General features: G+C 73.5%; 17 protein-coding genes. 10 read left to right on the top strand and 7 right to left on the bottom strand.

Features of this window, described 5'->3' with window-relative positions; all coding sequences use genetic code 11:
• From EBH09_RS34160 to EBH09_RS34150, 3 genes are all read right to left on the bottom strand, one after another.
• A partial coding sequence (locus EBH09_RS34160; protein WP_153182760.1) for a DUF5133 domain-containing protein occupies positions 1 to 151 on the bottom strand: 151 nt, incomplete at its 3' end.
• A gap of 31 nt (positions 152 to 182) precedes the next feature.
• Complete coding sequence (locus tag EBH09_RS34155) at positions 183 to 1,064, bottom strand: SigB/SigF/SigG family RNA polymerase sigma factor (RefSeq protein WP_121750678.1); 882 nt, start codon at positions 1,062 to 1,064, stop codon at positions 183 to 185.
• A gap of 177 nt (positions 1,065 to 1,241) precedes the next feature.
• Positions 1,242 to 1,688, bottom strand: a complete 447-nt coding sequence (locus tag EBH09_RS34150; RefSeq protein WP_121750677.1) for an ATP-binding protein — start codon at positions 1,686 to 1,688, stop codon at positions 1,242 to 1,244.
• A gap of 168 nt (positions 1,689 to 1,856) precedes the next feature.
• On the opposite strand from EBH09_RS34150, the gene EBH09_RS34145 reads away from it, so the two are divergent.
• The 3 genes from EBH09_RS34145 (at position 1,857) to EBH09_RS34135 (ending at position 4,351) form a co-directional block, all read left to right on the top strand.
• A complete protein-coding gene (locus tag EBH09_RS34145) occupies positions 1,857 to 2,072 on the top strand; it encodes a hypothetical protein (RefSeq protein WP_121750676.1) in 216 nt (71 codons plus the stop codon).
• Between the two features lie 49 nt (positions 2,073 to 2,121).
• A complete protein-coding gene (locus tag EBH09_RS34140; RefSeq protein WP_121750675.1) occupies positions 2,122 to 3,600 on the top strand; it encodes an ornithine decarboxylase in 1,479 nt (492 codons plus the stop codon).
• Between the two features lie 295 nt (positions 3,601 to 3,895).
• On the top strand, positions 3,896 to 4,351 hold the full coding sequence (locus EBH09_RS34135; protein ID WP_121750674.1) for a cyclic nucleotide-binding domain-containing protein: 456 nt from the start codon (positions 3,896 to 3,898) through the stop codon (positions 4,349 to 4,351).
• Positions 4,352 to 4,512: 161 nt separating this feature from the next.
• Here EBH09_RS34135 and EBH09_RS34130 read toward each other — a convergent pair whose 3' ends face one another.
• Entirely contained in the window at positions 4,513 to 5,127 is a 615-nt protein-coding gene (locus EBH09_RS34130; RefSeq protein WP_121750673.1) for a LysE/ArgO family amino acid transporter, read from the bottom strand.
• A 111-nt stretch (positions 5,128 to 5,238) separates the two neighbouring features.
• Between EBH09_RS34130 and EBH09_RS34125 the strand changes: the two genes are divergently transcribed.
• The 3 genes from EBH09_RS34125 (at position 5,239) to EBH09_RS34115 (ending at position 6,938) form a co-directional block, all read left to right on the top strand.
• Complete coding sequence (locus EBH09_RS34125) at positions 5,239 to 6,144, top strand: LysR family transcriptional regulator ArgP (RefSeq protein WP_121750672.1); 906 nt, start codon at positions 5,239 to 5,241, stop codon at positions 6,142 to 6,144.
• A gap of 115 nt (positions 6,145 to 6,259) precedes the next feature.
• Complete coding sequence (locus tag EBH09_RS34120) at positions 6,260 to 6,511, top strand: WhiB family transcriptional regulator (protein ID WP_121750671.1); 252 nt, start codon at positions 6,260 to 6,262, stop codon at positions 6,509 to 6,511.
• Positions 6,512 to 6,584: 73 nt separating this feature from the next.
• Positions 6,585 to 6,938 (top strand): DUF488 family protein, encoded by a 354-nt coding sequence (locus EBH09_RS34115; protein ID WP_121750670.1) that lies wholly within the window; start codon positions 6,585 to 6,587, stop codon positions 6,936 to 6,938.
• Between the two features lie 42 nt (positions 6,939 to 6,980).
• Here EBH09_RS34115 and EBH09_RS34110 read toward each other — a convergent pair whose 3' ends face one another.
• The gene (locus EBH09_RS34110; protein ID WP_121750669.1) at positions 6,981 to 8,654 is read right to left on the bottom strand and encodes an FAD-binding dehydrogenase; all 1,674 of its coding nucleotides are present in this window, start codon (positions 8,652 to 8,654) and stop codon (positions 6,981 to 6,983) included.
• A 34-nt stretch (positions 8,655 to 8,688) separates the two neighbouring features.
• Positions 8,689 to 9,285: a TetR/AcrR family transcriptional regulator gene (locus EBH09_RS34105; RefSeq protein ID WP_121750668.1), complete on the bottom strand. Its 597-nt coding sequence runs from the start codon at positions 9,283 to 9,285 to the stop codon at positions 8,689 to 8,691.
• A gap of 147 nt (positions 9,286 to 9,432) precedes the next feature.
• Here EBH09_RS34105 and EBH09_RS34100 point away from each other — a divergent pair, with 147 nt between their 5' ends.
• The 3 genes from EBH09_RS34100 to EBH09_RS34090 all read left to right on the top strand — a co-directional run bounded on the left by EBH09_RS34100 (position 9,433) and on the right by EBH09_RS34090 (position 12,152).
• Positions 9,433 to 10,062, top strand: coding sequence for an alpha-ketoglutarate-dependent dioxygenase AlkB (locus EBH09_RS34100; RefSeq protein WP_121750667.1), 630 nt, complete (start codon positions 9,433 to 9,435; stop codon positions 10,060 to 10,062).
• A gap of 101 nt (positions 10,063 to 10,163) precedes the next feature.
• Complete coding sequence (locus tag EBH09_RS34095; RefSeq protein WP_121750666.1) at positions 10,164 to 10,910, top strand: MBL fold metallo-hydrolase; 747 nt, start codon at positions 10,164 to 10,166, stop codon at positions 10,908 to 10,910.
• Positions 10,911 to 10,919: 9 nt separating this feature from the next.
• A complete protein-coding gene (locus tag EBH09_RS34090) occupies positions 10,920 to 12,152 on the top strand; it encodes a DUF4032 domain-containing protein (RefSeq protein ID WP_121750665.1) in 1,233 nt (410 codons plus the stop codon).
• 16 nt (positions 12,153 to 12,168) lie between these two features.
• Here the strand turns inward: EBH09_RS34090 and EBH09_RS34085 are convergent, their stop codons facing one another.
• Positions 12,169 to 13,044 carry a universal stress protein gene (locus EBH09_RS34085; protein ID WP_193776680.1) on the bottom strand — a complete coding sequence of 292 codons (876 nt, stop codon included), beginning with the start codon at positions 13,042 to 13,044 and terminating at the stop codon, positions 12,169 to 12,171.
• Positions 13,045 to 13,343: 299 nt separating this feature from the next.
• On the opposite strand from EBH09_RS34085, the gene EBH09_RS34080 reads away from it, so the two are divergent.
• Positions 13,344 to 15,963, top strand: a 2,620-nt coding sequence (locus EBH09_RS34080; RefSeq protein ID WP_121751146.1) for an AAA family ATPase, incomplete at its 3' end; no start/stop codon positions are given.

Raw genomic sequence — 15,963 nt, 5'->3', positions numbered from 1 at the left:
CGTCGCGCGTGCCGGTCGACACGCACAGCGTGTACGCCAGGTCCCGGGCCCGGGGGCCCGGTCCGCCCGTGTCGTCGGCGTGCTCGCACAGCGCGGCCGCCTCGTACTCGTCGACGAGTCTGCGCAGCACCGCGGGGTGAGGCATCAGCATCCGTCTCGTTCCTCCTTCGGTCCTCTGTACGTCAGGTACGCACCGGCCGGCCGGACCCCCGGTGGCCCGGCCGCTGGCCCAACGCCTCGTCGCGGACGCGGGCGCAGCTGCGGCTGATGAGCCGCGAGACGTGCATCTGCGAGATGCCCAGGCGGTCGGCTATACGGCTCTGCGTCATGTCCTCGAAGAAGCGCATGTAGAGGATGGCGCGCTCGCGTTCGGGCAGCCTGCGCAGCCCTTCCTTGGCGGACTCGCGGTCGATCACGGTGTCGTACGAGGCGTCCGCCGCGCCGAGGGTGTCCGCGAGGTTGTAGCCGTCGTCGCCGGCCGACAGTTCGGCGTCCAGCGAGAGGGTGCTGAAGCTCTCCAGGGCCTCCATCCCCGCGCTGACCTCGTCCTCGGTCAGTCCGGTGTGGGCGGCGAGGGCGGCCACCGAGGGTTCGGGGCTGCCCGGGCTCTGGGTGAGCTCGCGCCGGGCGACCCGCACCTTGTTGCGCAGTTCCTGGACCCGGCGAGGCACCCGCAGGGCCCACATCCGGTCCCGGAAGTGGCGCTTGACCTCGCCGGTGATGGTGGGCACGGCGTAGCTCTCGAAGGCTCCCCGTTCCGGGTCGAAGCGGTCGATGGCCTTCACCAGGCCGAGCGCCGCGACCTGGCGCAGGTCTTCGAGGGACTCGCCGCGGTCCCGGAACCGCCCGGCGATCCGGTGGGCCATGGGCAGCCAGGCCGTGACGAGTTCGTCGCGCACGGCGTCGCGTTCGGGTCCGTCCTCCAGCCCCGCCAGCCGGCCGAAGAGGGCCATGGTGTCGGGGGCGTCGTCGTGCCGGCGACGGGCGGGAGCGGCGGTGGCGGCAGCCGTGGCGGTGGCGGGCTCGGGGGTTGCGGGACGGGTGGCGGACGTTTCGATGAGCATGCGGATTCGCTCCTGAACGGTGGTCTCAGGGGACTTTCCGCGGGAACGGCATGTCCGGGTCATTCACCCGAAGGGCCGAAGCAGCCATACCGCTCCCGCTGCTGCGCCTCCGGTCCGAAGCACGAACTTGCGACTGCCCCCACGCCGGTGGAACAAACTCCGCTTTTCGAAAAGTACTCAGTACAGCGGAACGACCACGGTGATGCACTTGCCTCCCGCGGGAAGGTCTGCCACCCGCACGTCGCGTGCGAGCCTGCAGACGATCGGCCAGCCCCGGCCGCCCACGCGGCGGCGCCCCTGGGTGTCGGTCGGCGGCACGGCCACCGGCAGGTCGCGGCTGCGGTCGCACACCGAGAGCCGGACGCCGGGACCGACGACGTCGACCTGGAAGTCGGTGACGCCGCCGCCGTGCAGGATCGCGTTGGTGGTCAGTTCGGAGGCGACGAGCACGGCGTCCGACAGTGCGCCCGCGTCGCACGACGTGTGGCCGTCGGTGCCGCAGCATTCGGTGACGACGCGTTCGACGGTACGGCGTGCCTCGGCCGGTTTGCAGGGCCGGTACCGCCGGTGACGGTCCGCGCCGTACTGTTCGACGACGGGTTCGGTCGTGTGCCTGTCACACATCCGTCAGCTCCCTGGTCGGTGGGACGGGCCGGATCCGGTCGGCCCCACGCCGTGTGTGCGCCGTGCGACCTCGTTGCTTTCGGCTGACCTCTGCCCGTACCCCCAAACCTCCGGCCCTCCTTACGGCCCAGTGGCCATCCGGGCGCCCTGCGGGGGTACGCGGAGTGCATGACGGATGTTGTGGACTCGGACGAACTGTTGCGCCGCATGCACCGCGCGAGGGCCTGCGCGGTGGAACAGGAGCGGACCTGGCGGGCCCGGAGGGAAGAGCTGCGGCCGACCGACCCGGAGGGTTCCCGGGAGGCCGCCGTACGGACGATCGCGTACGAGGCCGTCCTACGGGTGCTGGACGAGGTGCTGACCCCGGGGCGGAGCGCGCGGTGAGGTGCCGCGGGGCGGATTGACGGGATCCCGGCCGGGAAACCGGACCGGCATGACAGCCGACCACACCCGAGCACCGGTCCTGGAAGCCCTCGTCGACTACCGCCGCGAGGGGCGGTTGTCGTTCACGCCTCCTGGGCACAAGCAGGCGCGTGGGGCCGACCCCGCGGTGCGCGAGGTGCTGGGCGACGCCGTCTTCTACGGTGACGTGCTGGCGACCGGCGGACTCGACGACCGGCTGACCAGGGGGCGGGTGCTGCAGCGCGCGCAGGAACTGATGGCCGACGCCGTGCACGCCGACCACACGTTCTTCTCGACGTGCGGGAGTTCCCTGTCGGTGAAGGCCGCGATGCTGGCGGTCGCGGGGCCGCACGAGAAGCTGCTGATCGGCCGGGACGCCCACAAGTCCGTCGTCTCGGGGCTGATCCTGTCCGGTATCGAGCCGGTCTGGGTCGAGCCGCGCTGGGACGCCGAACGGCACCTGGCCCATCCGCCGTCCGCCGAGGAGTTCGAGAAGGCGTTCGCCGTCCATCCCGACGCCAAGGGCGCCCTCGTCACCAGCCCGACGCCGTACGGCGCGAGCGCCGACCTGCGGGCCGTCGCCGAGGTCTGCCACCGTCGCTCGGCGCCGCTGATCGTCGACGAGGCCTGGGGAGCGCATCTGCCCTTCCACCCGGAGCTGCCGTCCTGGGCGATGGACGCGGGCGCCGACATCTGTGTGACCAGCATCCACAAGATGGGCAGCGGTCTGGAGCAGGGTTCCGTGTTCCATCTGCGCGGTGACCTGGTCCCGCCGAAGCTGCTCGGCATGCGGGCGGACCTGCTGGGCACCACCAGCCCTTCGGCGCTGATCTTCGCCGGGCTGGACGGCTGGCGCCGCCAGATGGCGCTGCGCGGACGTGAGCTGATGGGCGGCGCCCTGGAACTGGCGGCCGAGGTCCGCGCGGCCGTCGAGGAGATCGACGGCATGCACGTCAACGACCGGGACGACTTCTGCGGCCCGGGACTGGCCCACGGCTTCGATCCGCTGCCCGTCGTCATCGACCTCGACGGGCTCGGCGTCTCGGGCTTCCAGGCGGCGGACTGGCTGCGTGAGCAGCGGAGCGTGATCGCGCACATCACCGACCATCGCCGCATCGGCGCGCAGATCACCCACGGCGACGACCGGGAGACCGCCGGCGAGCTGCTCACCGCGCTCAAGGACCTCGCCCACGCCGCCCCCGGTCTGGATCGCGCCCCGCGCGTCGACGTGCCGTCGCCGGCCGAGCTGCGGATGCCGCAGGTGGGCCTGCCCAGGGACGCGTTCTTCGGCCCCACGCGGGACGTGCCGCTCGACCGGGCGGCAGGTCGCGTCGCGGCGGAGATGATCACGCCGTACCCGCCCGGCATCCCGGCCGTCCTGCCCGGCGAGCGGCTGAGCGAGCCCGTCCTGCGGTATCTGCGCAGCGGCCTGGAGGCCGGGATGTACCTACCGGACCCGAGCGATCCGGAACTGGAGACGGTCAGGGTCGTCGCGGAGGACGGCGTGTGAAACGGGTCACGTGCCCCCGGCGCCGGTTTCACGGAACGGACGGAGATGGTTTAGCGTTCATCCATACGTGGCGACGAAGTCGACCGGAGTGTCCTTCGTGCGCCACCGGTTACGGCCCTGGCTGGCTTCCCCCGTCCAGCCAGGGCTTTTTCATGCCCTGACGGCGCCGTCCCCGGTTCCGGCACGAAATCCGTACGGGATCCGCCGTCCGCCGAGGTGCTCAGGGCGCCGAGAGCGACTGAAATGGGCATAGGGAAAGCCCCGGAACCGAATCGCCGGCGAGGAGCCCCGTGCCATGACCAAAGCGATCAAACTCCTGACCGCGCTCCCCCCGCCCCAGCGCGAGCGGCTGATGGCGCTCGCCCGGGAGGTCTCCTTCCCGGAGGACTCACGGATCTTCGAGGCGGGAGACAGGGCCGACCGTTTCTGGGTCGTCCGCTCCGGCGCGGTCTCCCTGACCCAGCAGGTGACGTCCCTGCAGCGGGTCACGGTCGCCAGTCTCGGCGCGGGCGACCTGCTCGGCTGGTCCTGGCTGTTCCCGCCCTACGAGTGGGACTTCGGCGCCGAGGCCTTCAGCCCGGTGCGGGCCTACGAGTTCGACGCGGCCCCGGTGCTCGCCCTGTGCGACGAGGAACCACACCTGGGCATCGTGCTGGTGCGGTCGGTCGCCGAGATCCTCGCGCACCGGCTGGAGACCACCAGGGGCCGGCTCATGGAGCACTACGCGTTGCACGGGCGCGGCTCCCTGTGAGGTGCCGTCAGACGCGGTAGCGGCGCAGCGCCCGGCCCACGGCCGCCCGGGCCGGCATCACCACGACGACGAGCAGCCCGCCGCCGGCCACCGCCTCCCGCGCCGAAGGCGGAGCCCGCGCCGCCGGGGACGCGTGTGACCGGGTCCGGCCCGCTCCCCGTTCAGGCTCCGGCGACGAGCGTGACGCCGAGGACGATCATCGTGGCGGCGACCACTGCGTCGAGGACGCGCCAGGCCGCGGGGCGGGCCAGGAAGCGGCCGAGGTAGCGGGCGCCGAAACCGAGCGCGGCGAACCAGCACAGGCTGGCGGCCGCGGCACCCAGGCCGAACGTCCAGCGCAGCGGGCCCTGGTCGGCGGCGACCGAGCCCAGCAGGAACACCGTGTCGAGGTAGACGTGCGGGTTGAGCCAGGTCAGCGCCAGGCAGGTGAGGATCGCCCGCCGACGCGAGCCCGCGGCGTCGCCGTCCGCCCGCAGCGCGCCGGCCGGCCGGAACACGCGCCGAGCGGCCAGGGCGCCGTAGCAGAGCAGGAAGGCGCCGCCGATCCAGGCGACCGCGGTCAGCGCGGCCGGCCAGGCCACGACCACCGCGCCCACCCCGCCGACGCCCAGGGTGATGAGCAGGGCGTCGGACAGGGCGCAGATACCGACCACGGCGAGGACCGCGTCGCGGCGGATCCCCTGGCGCAGGACGAAGGCGTTCTGGGCACCGATGGCGACGATGAGCGAGAGGCCGGTGCCGAAGCCCGCGGCCGCGGCGGTGAGTGCGTTGGTCATGCCTTTGACGCTAAGCGGACGATCACAGGAGGTACAGCTAAAGATTCTTACGTATCCTTAGCATTCGTGATGACGGGGTGACACGGTGACAGGATGACAGGCACGACGGGAATGACCACGGCCGCCTTCGCGGACCTTCCGCTCGACCAGGTACGGACCCTGCTGGCCGTGGTGGACGAGGGCACCTTCGACGCGGCCGCCGCGGCACTGCACGTGACACCGTCCGCGGTCAGCCAGCGGGTGAAGGCGCTGGAGCAGCGAACCGGCCGGGTGCTGCTGCTGCGCACCAAGCCGGTGCGGCCGACGGATTCCGGCGCGGTGCTGGTGCGCCTGGCCCGCCAGGTGGCCCGGCTGGAGCGGGACGCGTACGCCGAGCTGGGACTGAGCGGGGCCGGGGAACCGACGCGGGTCTCGGTCGCCGTCAACGCCGACTCGCTCGCGACCTGGTTCCTGGGCGCCCTCACGCGGGTGCCCCGGGAGCCGCGGCTCTGTTTCGAACTGCGCCGCGAGGACGAGGACCACACGGCGACCCTGCTGCGGGAGGGCGTGGTGATGGCGGCGGTGACCTCGTCGCCCGACCCCGTTCCCGGCTGCACCGTCCGTTACCTGGGCCGGATGCGGTACCTCCCCTGCGCCAACCCCGGTTTCGCCGAGCGCCATCTGCACGGACCGCTGCGGGAGTTGCTCGTCGAGGCGCCGGTGGTGGTCTTCGACCGGCGGGACGACTTCCAGGACGGCTTCGCGCGGCGCCTCGGTCACGACGGCGCGGGTTCCGCGCGGCACTACGTACCGACCTCGGAGGGCTTCGCCGAGTCGGTCGCCGCCGGTCTGGGCTGGGGCATGGTGCCCGAACCGCAGGCGGAACCGCTGCTGCGCGGCGGGCGGCTAGTCGAGTTCGCCCCGGATCTGGCGGTGGACGTCCCGCTGTACTGGCAGCAGTGGAAGCTCGACTCCCCGGCGCTGGTGACGGTGGCCGAGGCGGTGGTGGCGGCGGCGCGGGAAGAGCTGCGGAGGTAGGCACGACGGCACGACCGAGGGCGCGGCGCCGGTTTCACCCCGCTGTCGACAGGTCACCCGCAACGGAGTAAGGCATTCACGAGGGCGCGAACGATACCGATCGCAGGTGACTTTGATGGACAACTGGCGAGAGCACGCCGCGTGCCGCACGGAGGACCCCGACCTGTTCTTCCCGATCGGCACCACCGGTCCGGCCGCTTTGCAGACCGAGCAGGCGAAGACGGTCTGCCGGCACTGCCCGGTCCAGGAGCAGTGTCTGCGCTGGGCACTCGACACGGGGCAGACCATCGGCGTCTGGGGCGGCACCAGTGAGTTGGAACGCCGCGCGCTCAAGCGGCGCGAGGCCGTGCGCAGGAAGACCGGCTGATCCCGGTGCGGCCCCGTCGCCTCCGGCACCCGGACACCGGTTCGCGACCGCACCGCCCCGGAAGGGACCGGCCGTGAACGTACGTGTGCACCGCGTCTACGACCCGCCCGAGCCGGAGGACGGCGTACGCGTCCTGGTGGACCGGCTGTGGCCGCGCGGCATGGCGAAGGACGCCGCGCACGTGGACGAGTGGCCCAAGGGGCTCACCCCGTCGACCGAACTGCGCCGCTGGTACCACGCGGGTGACGGCTCCTACGAGGAGTTCGCCGAGCGGTACGAGGCCGAGCTGGCCGCCCCGGAGGCGTCCGAACTCCTCGACCGCGTACGGGAACTGGTGCGCGAGGGAGACGTAACCCTGCTCACGGCGTCCAAGTCGCCCGAGGAGAGCCATGCCGCCGTGCTCCTCCGTCTCCTCGACGAGGCGTGAGGAGACGGAGGAGACGGGGAAGGCGCGAGTCGCGTCCGTCGCTCAGCCGGTCTGCCGCGCCGCGGCCCGGCCCGCCGCCCTCCCGGAGAACAGGCAACCGCCGAGGAAGGTGCCCTCCAGCGCGTTGTATCCGTGTACCCCTCCGCCGCCGAAGCCGGCCACCTCACCGGCCGCGTACAGGCCCTCGACCGGTGAGCCGTCGGCGCCGAGGGCGCGGGAGTCGAGGTCGGTCTGGATGCCGCCGAGGGTCTTGCGGGTGAGAACGTGCAGCTTGACCCCGATCAGCGGGCCCGCCGCCGGGTCGAGGATGCGGTGCGGCGTGGCGACCCTGCCGAGTCGGTCGCCGATGTAGCGGCGGGCGTTGCGGATGCCCTGGACCTGGGCGTCCTTGGCGTAGGGGTTGGCCATCTGGAGGTCGCGGGCCTCGATCTGGCGCCGGATGGCTGCGGCGTCCAGGAGCGGCTTGTCGGTCAGCCCGTTCATCTTGTCGACCAGTTGCTCCAGGTTCGGCGCGGACACGAAGTCGGCGCCCCTGCGCAGGAACGCGTCCACCGGGCCCGGCGCGCCCTTGCCGAGGACGCGTTCGCGCAGGAAGCCGGCGCGGTCCTTGGCGGTGATGTCGGGGTTCTGCTCGGAGCCGGAGAGCGCGAACTCCTTCTCGATGATCTTCTGGGTGAGGATGAACCAGGAGTGGTCGTGGCCCGCCAGGTCATCGGCCGTGCGCAGGTGCCGGAGGGTGCCGAGGGTGTCGTAGCCGGGCAGGCAGGGCTCCGGCAGGCGGCGGCCGAGGGCGTCGAACCACATCGAGGACGGTCCGGGCAGGATGCGGATGCCGTGGCCGGGCCAGATCGGGTCCCAGTTGCGCACGCCCTCGGTGTAGTGCCACATCCGGTCGCGGTTGACCAGGCGTGCGCCCGCCTCGGCGCTGATGTCGAGCATCCGCCCGTCGACGTAGGCGGGGACGCCGGTGACCATCTCGGCGGGCGCGGTGCCGAGGCGCTCGGGCCAGTGGCGGCGGACGACGTCGTGGTCGGCGCCGATGCCGCCGGAGGTGACGATCACGGCCTGGGCGGTGAGTTCGAACTCGCCGACGGCGACGCGGCTGGAGGCGACTCCGCGCGGCGAGTGGTCCTCGGCCAGTACCGTGCCGCGCACGCCGCGCGCGGCGCCGTCCTCGACGACCAGGTGGTCGACGCGATGGCGGTGGTGGAGGGTGAGGAGTCCGTCGCGCACGGCCTGCTTGGCACGGCCCACGAACGGTTCGACGACGCCCGTGCCGGTGCCCCAGGCGATGTGGAAGCGGGGCACGGAGTTGCCGTGCCCGCCGGCCCGGAGGTCGCCGCGCTCGGCCCAGCCGACGGTGGGCAGGAAGGTGATGCCGTGTCCGGCGAGCCAGGACCGCTTCTCCCCCGCCGCCCACTCGACGTACGCCCGGGCCCAGCGCACGGCCCAGGAGTCCTCGTCCTCGGTCCGGTCGAAGCCCGCGCTGCCCTGCCAGTCGTTCCAGGCCAGGTCGAAGGAGTCCTTGACGCCGAGCCGGCGCTGCTCGGGGGAATCGACGAGGAAGAGGCCGCCGAAGGACCAGAAGGCCTGTCCGCCGAGGTTGGCCGCGTTCTCCTGGTCGACGAGGGCGACCCTCCTGCCCCGGCTGGTCAGTTCGTGGGCCGCGACCAGTCCGGCCAGGCCCGCTCCGACCACGATGACGTCGGCATCCATGGCGACCGTCCCTTCCTGTTCCGTGTCGTTGGGTTCAAGTGGTGTCGCCGCCCTCGGTGAGCAGTGCGGTGAGCAGCTGTCCCAGCCAGGCTCTGGCGTGCTCGACGTCCCGGTCCAGGAGCAGTTGGGTGGTGACTCCGTCGTACGCGGCGACCACGGCGTGCGCGGCGCCGTCGGCATCGCCCAGCACGGCGGGCAGGGTCGCGTCCCCGCGCGCACCGGCGAGCCGGTCGGCGATCGCGCGTCTGAGCCGTGCCCGGTGCTCCAGCAGAGTCCGCGCCACGGCCGGGTCGCGGGCGGCGTGCACGAGGAAGTCCGTCTTCACCAGGAGCCAGTCCCGGTCCAGGAGCAGCACCTCGGTGACGCGGTCCACGGCGGCGGGGACGTCCAGGTCCGGACCGTCCAGCGCGAGGGCGCCGGACACCTGCTCCGCTATCAGGTCGGCCCGTTCGCGGTAGAGGGCGAAGAACAACTCGTCGAGGCTGTCGAAGTTCGAGTAGAAGGCGCCCCGGCTGTATCCGGCGGCCTCGCAGACCTCCTCGATCGACACCCGGCCGAACCCCTTGGCGCCGAACACCGCGAAGGCCGCGTCCAGGAGGTTCGCGCGGGTGCGCGCGCGGCGCCTGGTCACGCGCCCGGTCGTCGCCCTCACCACCGTCTCCGGACCCCCTCCCGTTCGATTCGCGAATGTATCGGATACACCGGCGCATCCGAAGGGGTATGACACAGCGCGCGACATACATAGAACACATTTTCGAATGAGGAGTACGCTGGCGCCATGACCACGCACCTCCAGGGATCGCTCTTCGACCAGACGGACGAGGCCCGGCTCGGCCCGCTCGCCGGGCTGCACCGCACCCACCTGGGCTCCGGGGCCTGGATCGACCTGCTCCCCGGGTGGCTGAGCGGCGCCGACGCGCTGTTCGAGCGGCTGGCCGCCGACGTTCCGTGGCGCGCGGAGCGGCGGGCCATGTACGACCAGGTGGTCGCCGTACCCCGCCTGCTCGCGTTCTACGGCGCGGGCGACACGCTGCCGCACCCGCTGCTGACCGAGGCGCGCGACGCGCTGTCCGCGCACTACGCCCAGGAGCTGGGCGAGCCGTTCACCACCGCCGGCCTGTGCCACTACCGCGACGGCCGGGACAGCGTCGCCTGGCACGGCGACCGGATCGGGAGGGGCGCGCGCCAGGACACGATGGTCGCCATCCTGTCCGTCGGCGCGCCCCGGGACCTGCTGCTGCGCCCGGCGGGCGGAGGCGGCGACACGGTGCGCCGGCCACTGGGCCACGGCGACCTGATCGTGATGGGCGGCTCCTGCCAGCGCACCTGGGAGCACTGCGTCCCCAAGACCACCCGCGCCGCGGGCCCACGCATCAGCGTCCAGTTCCGCCCGCACGGCGTGCGCTGAGGGCCGTGCGGCCGGCGTGCGCTGAGGGCCGTGCGGCCTTTCGTGCGCCGTGTCTGGTTGGCTGTCCTGTCGGGCAACCACCTGGAAGGCGGGAGACCACCATGGGCGCGGACGTGCGGCAAGTCGCCGACGACACCTACCTGGTGCACGGCGGCAACACCAACTGGGTCCTCCTCACCGAAGGCGACGCGGTGACCCTGGTCGACACCGGCTACCCCGGCGACCGGCAGCTCCTGCTCGGCTCCCTGGCCGCCGTCGGGAGCTCACCCGAGGCGGTCGAGGCCGTGCTGATCACCCACGCGCACAACGACCACCTGGGCTCGGCCGAGTACCTGCGCGCCGCCCACGGCACTCCGGTGCTCCTCCACGAGGCCGAGGTGCCCCACGTCCGGCGGGACTTCCTCCAGCAGGTGTCGGTCGGCACGGTCATCGGCAACGCCTGGCGGCCGGGCGTGCTGCGCTGGGCGATGCACGTGCTCCGCTCCGGCGGCACCGAGCAGCACCCGGTGACCGTGGCGGAGCCCTTTCCGGCCGACGGCGCCCTGGACCTTCCCGGCCGGCCCGTACCGGTGCACACCCCCGGACACACCGACGGGCACTGCGCCTACCACCTCCCGGGCGCCGGGGTGGTGATCTCCGGCGACGCGCTGGTGAGCGGGCACGCCACTTCCCGGATCGCGGGACCGCAGCTGCTGCCCGGCATGTTCCACCACGACCTGGCGCGCACCGTGGCCTCCCTCGACGTCCTGGCAGCACTGGACGGCGACGTCCTGCTGCCCGGGCACGGACCCGTCCACCGCGGCCTCGTGAAGGAAGCCGCGCGACAGGCACAGGAACGGGCGTTCTAGAGTCGGGGCATGGCCTTGCAGATCAGCGCCACCAATCCGGAGCACCCCGCGCTCCTGCTCGAACTGCCCTGGCAGACGCCGCTGGAGGAGTGGCCCGAGGAGTACCTCGTGCCGCTGCCCCGCGGCATCTCCCGCCACGTCGTCCGCTACGCCCGGGCCGGGGACGAGGTGATCGCCGTCAAGGAACTGGCCGAACGGCCCGCGCTGCGCGAGTACCAGCTGCTGCGCGACCTGGACCGGCTCGCCATCCCCGCGGTGGACGCGCTGGCCGTGGTCACCGGCCGCACCGGCACCGCCGGCGAGGCGCTGGAGCCGGTGCTGGTCACCCGGCACCTCGGCGGCTCGCTGCCGTACCGGTCGATGTTCGAGACGACGCTGCGCCCGGCGACCATGCACCGTCTGATGGACGCCCTGGCCGTGCTGCTGGTGCGGCTGCACCTGGCCGGCTTCGCCTGGGGCGACTGCTCGCTGTCCAACACGCTCTTCCGGCGCGACGCGGGCGCCTACGCCGCGTACCTGGTGGACGCCGAGACCGGTGAGCTGCATCCTCGGCTCAGCCCCGGGCAGCGCGACTACGACCTCGACCTCGCCCGGGTGAACATCAGCGGGGAGCTGCTGGACCTGGAGGCGTCGGGGGCGCTTCACCCCTCCGTCGACCCGGTCGACTTCGGCATGGAGATCTGCGCCCGCTACCGGAGCCTGTGGGAGGAGCTGACCCGCACCTCCGTCTATCCGGCGGGCAAGTACCACTACATCGAGCGCCGGATCCGCCGGCTCAACGATCTCGGCTTCGACGTGGCCGAGATGCAGATCGAGCACGCCTCCAACGGCGACACGGTCACCTTCGTCCCCAAGGTCGTCGACGCGGGCCACCACCAGCGCCAGTTGCTGCGCCTGACGGGCCTGGACGCCGAGGAGAACCAGGCCAGGCGGCTGCTCAACGACCTGGAGAGCTGGATGGCCACCCAGGACGACTACGCCCCGGGCGACCCCCTCGGCGCCCGCCCGGAGGTCCTCGCCCACCGCTGGGTGCGCGAGGTCTTCCGGCCGACCGTCCGGGCGGTGCCGGTGGAGCTGCGCGGCGCGATGGACCCGGCCGAGATCTACCACGAGCTGCTGGAGCACCGCTGGTACCTGTCCGAGCGGGCCCAGCACGACATCGGCCTCGACACCGCCGTCGTCGACTACATCGAGAACATCCTGCCCAAGGCCCGGGAGACCCTGCAGCCCACGGCGGACTGAGCGGCGTACCGGTCCGTCACGTGTGCGGGACCACCGCCACCGGGCAGTCCGCGTGGTGCAGCACGCCGTGCGCCACCGAGCCGATCCGGGCGCCGACGGCCGTACGGCGGGCGCGGCGCCCGACGACCACCAGCCGGGCACCCGCGGCCACCGAAAGCAGCACCTGCCCCGCGCTGCCCATCTCCACGTGCTCGATCACCGGGACGTCGGGGAAGCGCTCGCGCCACGGTCCGAGCGCCTCGCGGAGCGCCTTCCTCTCGTACTGCTCCAGGCCCCCGGCCTCGTCGGCGAGCCGCATCGAGCCGGGGCTGTAGGTGAACACCGTCGGCAGGGCCCAGGCCCGGACGGCACGCACGGCGGCACCGCGGGCGGCGGCCGCCTCGAAGGCGAAGCCGATCACGTCGGCGCTGTCCTCCGGCTCGCCCTGCTGTCCCACGACGACCTCGCGTTCGGCGGCCTCGGTCGCGGCCTCTCCCCCGGCCCGTACGAGGACGACGGGCCGGTTCGCCTCGGCGATCACCTGCTGGCCCACGGAGCCGAGCAGGAAGCCGACGACCGCCCCGTGGCCGCGCGAGCCGAGCACCAGCGTCTCGGCGCCGGCCGCGGCGGCGAGCAGTACGGCGACGGCGTCGTCGGCCTCGCGGACCTCGGTGGACACCGTGAGGTCCGGGTGCCGCTCGGTGACCGCGCGGACCGACTCGGCGACCGAGTCCCGCGCCCACCTCTCCTGCGCCTCCCGGTCCCCCGTGCCGGCGGCGTCCAGCGTCTGGAACCGCCAGGCGTGCACGACGTGCAGCGGTGTCCCGCGGCGGTCCGCCTCCCTCGCGGCCCAGGCCAGTGCGGCCAGGCTCTCCTCCGAACCGTCGACCCCTGCCGTGATCGGGCGCGTCATGTGGGTCCCTCCCTGTGTCGCGGGCACGTCCATGGGGTCAGTCTTCCCTACCCTGCCCTCATGACCTCGGAGTGGGCGTCCACGCGCTGTGCCCCGGGGGCGGCTCCCGGCTTTCCGATCGGGGCCCGGCCATCGAACCCACGGTGGACGGCAGGCCGGTGCGGTGACGGGGCCCTGGTCCGGCGGCTCGGTCGGGCGGAGCCGTCCGGTGTGCGGCCCTGCGGCGCGACGATGGCGTGATCCGGGCGGCGCTGCCCGGCGCCCTTGCCCGCGCGGGGCTGTCGCAGGCGCGTGCCAGGATGGGCATCGTGCAGCAGACCTCTTTCAGCAGTCCGCTCGTCGGTCGCGAGGCCGAACTCGCGCGTCTCACCGGCGTACTGGAGCGCGCCCGCTCCGGTGAGGCGCGCGCCGTGCTGATCGCCGGGGACGCCGGGGTCGGCAAGACCCGGACCCTGGACGAGGTCGCCGGGCGGGCCGCCGCGGCCGGGACGATCGTCCTCACCGGGCACTGCGTCGACCTGGGCGACGTGGGCCTGCCGTATCTGCCGTTCACCGAGATCCTCGGAGTGCTGGCCGCCGACGAGCGGTTCACCGCCGTGCTGGCCGCGCATCCGGTCGCCGACCGGCTGCTCGGCGGCGATCCGGACGACGGGGGTGACGGGGGCGCCACCACGCGGTCGCGGCTGCGGCTGTTCGAGGGCGTGGCCGCCCTGCTGACCGAGCTGGCGGACATCGCCCCGCTGCTGCTGGTCCTGGAGGACCTGCACTGGGCCGACCAGTCCTCCCGTGACCTGCTGCGGTTCCTGCTCAGCCGGGGAGTCCTGCAGCGGCCGGCGGGCGGGGCGCCCGGTGGCCGGCTCGCGGTGTTCGCCTCTTACCGGGCGGACGACCTCCACCGCCGCCACCCGCTGCGGCCCCTGCTGGCCGAGCTGGTACGGCTGCCCGCCGTGGAGCGGCTGGAACTGCGGCCCCTGCCCGACGCCGACGTGGCGCGGCTGGTGCGCTCCCTGCGCGACCTGCCGCTGCCGGACACCACCGTGCACCGGATCGTCGAACGCGCCGAGGGCAACGCCTTCTACGCCGAGGAGCTGGTCGCGGCCACGGACACGCCCGCCGGAGGTGTACCCAGCGGCCTGGCCGACGTCCTGCTCATCCGCTTCGAGCAGCTGTCCGAGATCGCCCAGCAGGTACTGCGCACCGCCGCGGTCGCCGGACGCCGCGTGGGGCACGACCTGCTGCGGGACGCCGTCGGGCTGCCCGAGGAGGAGTTGGAGTCGGCGCTGCGCGAGGCGGTGGAGCGGCAGTTGCTCGTCTCAGGCGACGGGGACGCCTACTCCTTCCGGCACGCCCTCGCGCGGGAGGCGGTCTACGCCGACCTGCTCCCGGGGGAACGGGCCCGGCTGCACGGCGCGTTCGCCCGGCTGCTCGCCGCGCGAGGCCGCCGGTCCGACAGCGCGGCCGAGCGCGCCCACCACTACCGCGAGAGCCACGACCTGCCCGAGGCGCTCGCCGCGTCCCTGGAGGCCGCCGACCACGCCCAGCGCGTCGGCGCGCCCGCCGAGGAGCTGCGGCACGTCGAGACGGCCCTCGACCTGTGGTCCGCGGTCGACGCCCCGGCACGGCCCGCCGGGCCCGACGCCGTGACGCTCACGCTGCGCGCCTCGGCGGCCGCCGCGCACGCCGGGGAGCTGCACCGCGCGGTCTCCCTCACCCGGTCAGCGCTGGCGGGTCTCGGCCAGGACGCCGACCTGGAGCTCGCCGCCCGCGTCCGCTACACACTCGCCGGGAACCTGCTGAGCGTCGACAACCTGTCGGCCGCGTTCGCCCACAGCAGCGAGGCGCTCGGCCTGATCCCCGCCGAGCCGCCGTCGTCCACGTGGGTGTGGGCCGCGGCGACGCACGTCATGGCGGCCCGCCAGGTCGGGGAGAACGAGACGGCGCTGCGGGTGGCTCGCCGGGCCCTGCGCGTGGCGGAGGACCTGGGCGTCACCGACGCCCGCGCCGACCTCCTGATCTCCCTCATCAGCCTCGAGGGCGGCAACCGGAGCACCCCGCAGGGCCGCGAGCGGCTGCTGGAGGCACGGGAGCTGGCGCGGCGGGCGGGCAACGCGCCGGTGGAGATGCGCGCGTTGTTCAACCTCGCCATCGGCTGTTTCGAGTCCGGTGACCTGGACGAGTGCCTGCCCTGGGCGGCGGAGGGGCTGGACCGGGCCCGCCGCTCCGGGCTGCTGTCCTCGCCGTATCCGCGGGAGATGCGGTATCTGCGACTGCTGGTGCAGTACACGCTGGGCCACTGGGACGAGTGCGTGCGCGGGGCGGCGGACACCGCCGGCGTGCTGCCCGCCGCGGGCGGTCACGCCATCGGCCCCGGTCTGTACGTGGCGCTGGCGCGCGGTGACTCCGGGGCCGCGGAACGCGCCCTCGCGATGCTGGAGGGGCCGTTCGACTGGATGGGCACGCTGGTCGCCGGCATCGTGCTGACCGACGCCGCCGCGCTGCGCGGGGACGCCGAGGAGGCGGTGCGGTGGGCACGGTCCACCGTCGAGGCGCTCACCGACGACGCGATCCCGCGGCCGGCCGTGACCGTCAGGCTCACCGCCCTGGCCCTGTCCCCGGTCGCGGACACCGTCGTCGAACTGCGCAGGACCGGCGACGGTGCGGGGCTCCGCCGCTGGACGGACACCGCGGCGGAGCTGCTGGAGTGGGCGCGGTCGTCCGCCGGTCAGGGGGAGGACGACAGACCCCAGGGACCGGAGGGCCAGGCATGGCTGGCGCGTGCGGAGGCGGAGGGGGCCCGGATCGCCGGGTCCGGGCCCGACCCGGCGTCCTGGGAGAAGGCGGTGGCCGGGTTCGCGTTCGGCGACGCCTACGAACGCGCGCGGTGCCGGCTGCGGCTGGCGGAGGCCCTGCTGGCGGCCG

This window comes from Streptomyces sp. E2N166, assembly GCF_003671715.1.
Classification (GTDB): domain Bacteria; phylum Actinomycetota; class Actinomycetes; order Streptomycetales; family Streptomycetaceae; genus Streptomyces; species Streptomyces thinghirensis.
This window is presented reverse-complemented; position numbering and strand designations above follow the sequence as displayed.

Bases quoted from the DNA above. Each gene is read 5' to 3' on its own strand.
- EBH09_RS34125 (WP_121750672.1), top strand. From the start codon at position 5,239: ATGACCACGGCCGCCTTCGCGGACCTTCCGCTCGACCAGGTACGGACC.
- EBH09_RS34110 (WP_121750669.1), bottom strand. From the start codon at position 8,654: ATGGATGCCGACGTCATCGTGGTCGGAGCGGGCCTGGCCGGACTGGTC.
- EBH09_RS34095 (WP_121750666.1), top strand. From the start codon at position 10,164: ATGGGCGCGGACGTGCGGCAAGTCGCCGACGACACCTACCTGGTGCAC.
- EBH09_RS34090 (WP_121750665.1), top strand. From the start codon at position 10,920: ATGGCCTTGCAGATCAGCGCCACCAATCCGGAGCACCCCGCGCTCCTG.
- EBH09_RS34150 (WP_121750677.1), bottom strand. From the start codon at position 1,688: ATGTGTGACAGGCACACGACCGAACCCGTCGTCGAACAGTACGGCGCG.
- EBH09_RS34085 (WP_193776680.1), bottom strand. From the start codon at position 13,044: ATGACGCGCCCGATCACGGCAGGGGTCGACGGTTCGGAGGAGAGCCTG.
- EBH09_RS34140 (WP_121750675.1), top strand. From the start codon at position 2,122: ATGACAGCCGACCACACCCGAGCACCGGTCCTGGAAGCCCTCGTCGAC.
- EBH09_RS34100 (WP_121750667.1), top strand. From the start codon at position 9,433: ATGACCACGCACCTCCAGGGATCGCTCTTCGACCAGACGGACGAGGCC.
- EBH09_RS34155 (WP_121750678.1), bottom strand. From the start codon at position 1,064: ATGCTCATCGAAACGTCCGCCACCCGTCCCGCAACCCCCGAGCCCGCC.
- EBH09_RS34130 (WP_121750673.1), bottom strand. From the start codon at position 5,127: ATGACCAACGCACTCACCGCCGCGGCCGCGGGCTTCGGCACCGGCCTC.
- EBH09_RS34120 (WP_121750671.1), top strand. From the start codon at position 6,260: ATGGACAACTGGCGAGAGCACGCCGCGTGCCGCACGGAGGACCCCGAC.
- EBH09_RS34135 (WP_121750674.1), top strand. From the start codon at position 3,896: ATGACCAAAGCGATCAAACTCCTGACCGCGCTCCCCCCGCCCCAGCGC.
- EBH09_RS34145 (WP_121750676.1), top strand. From the start codon at position 1,857: ATGACGGATGTTGTGGACTCGGACGAACTGTTGCGCCGCATGCACCGC.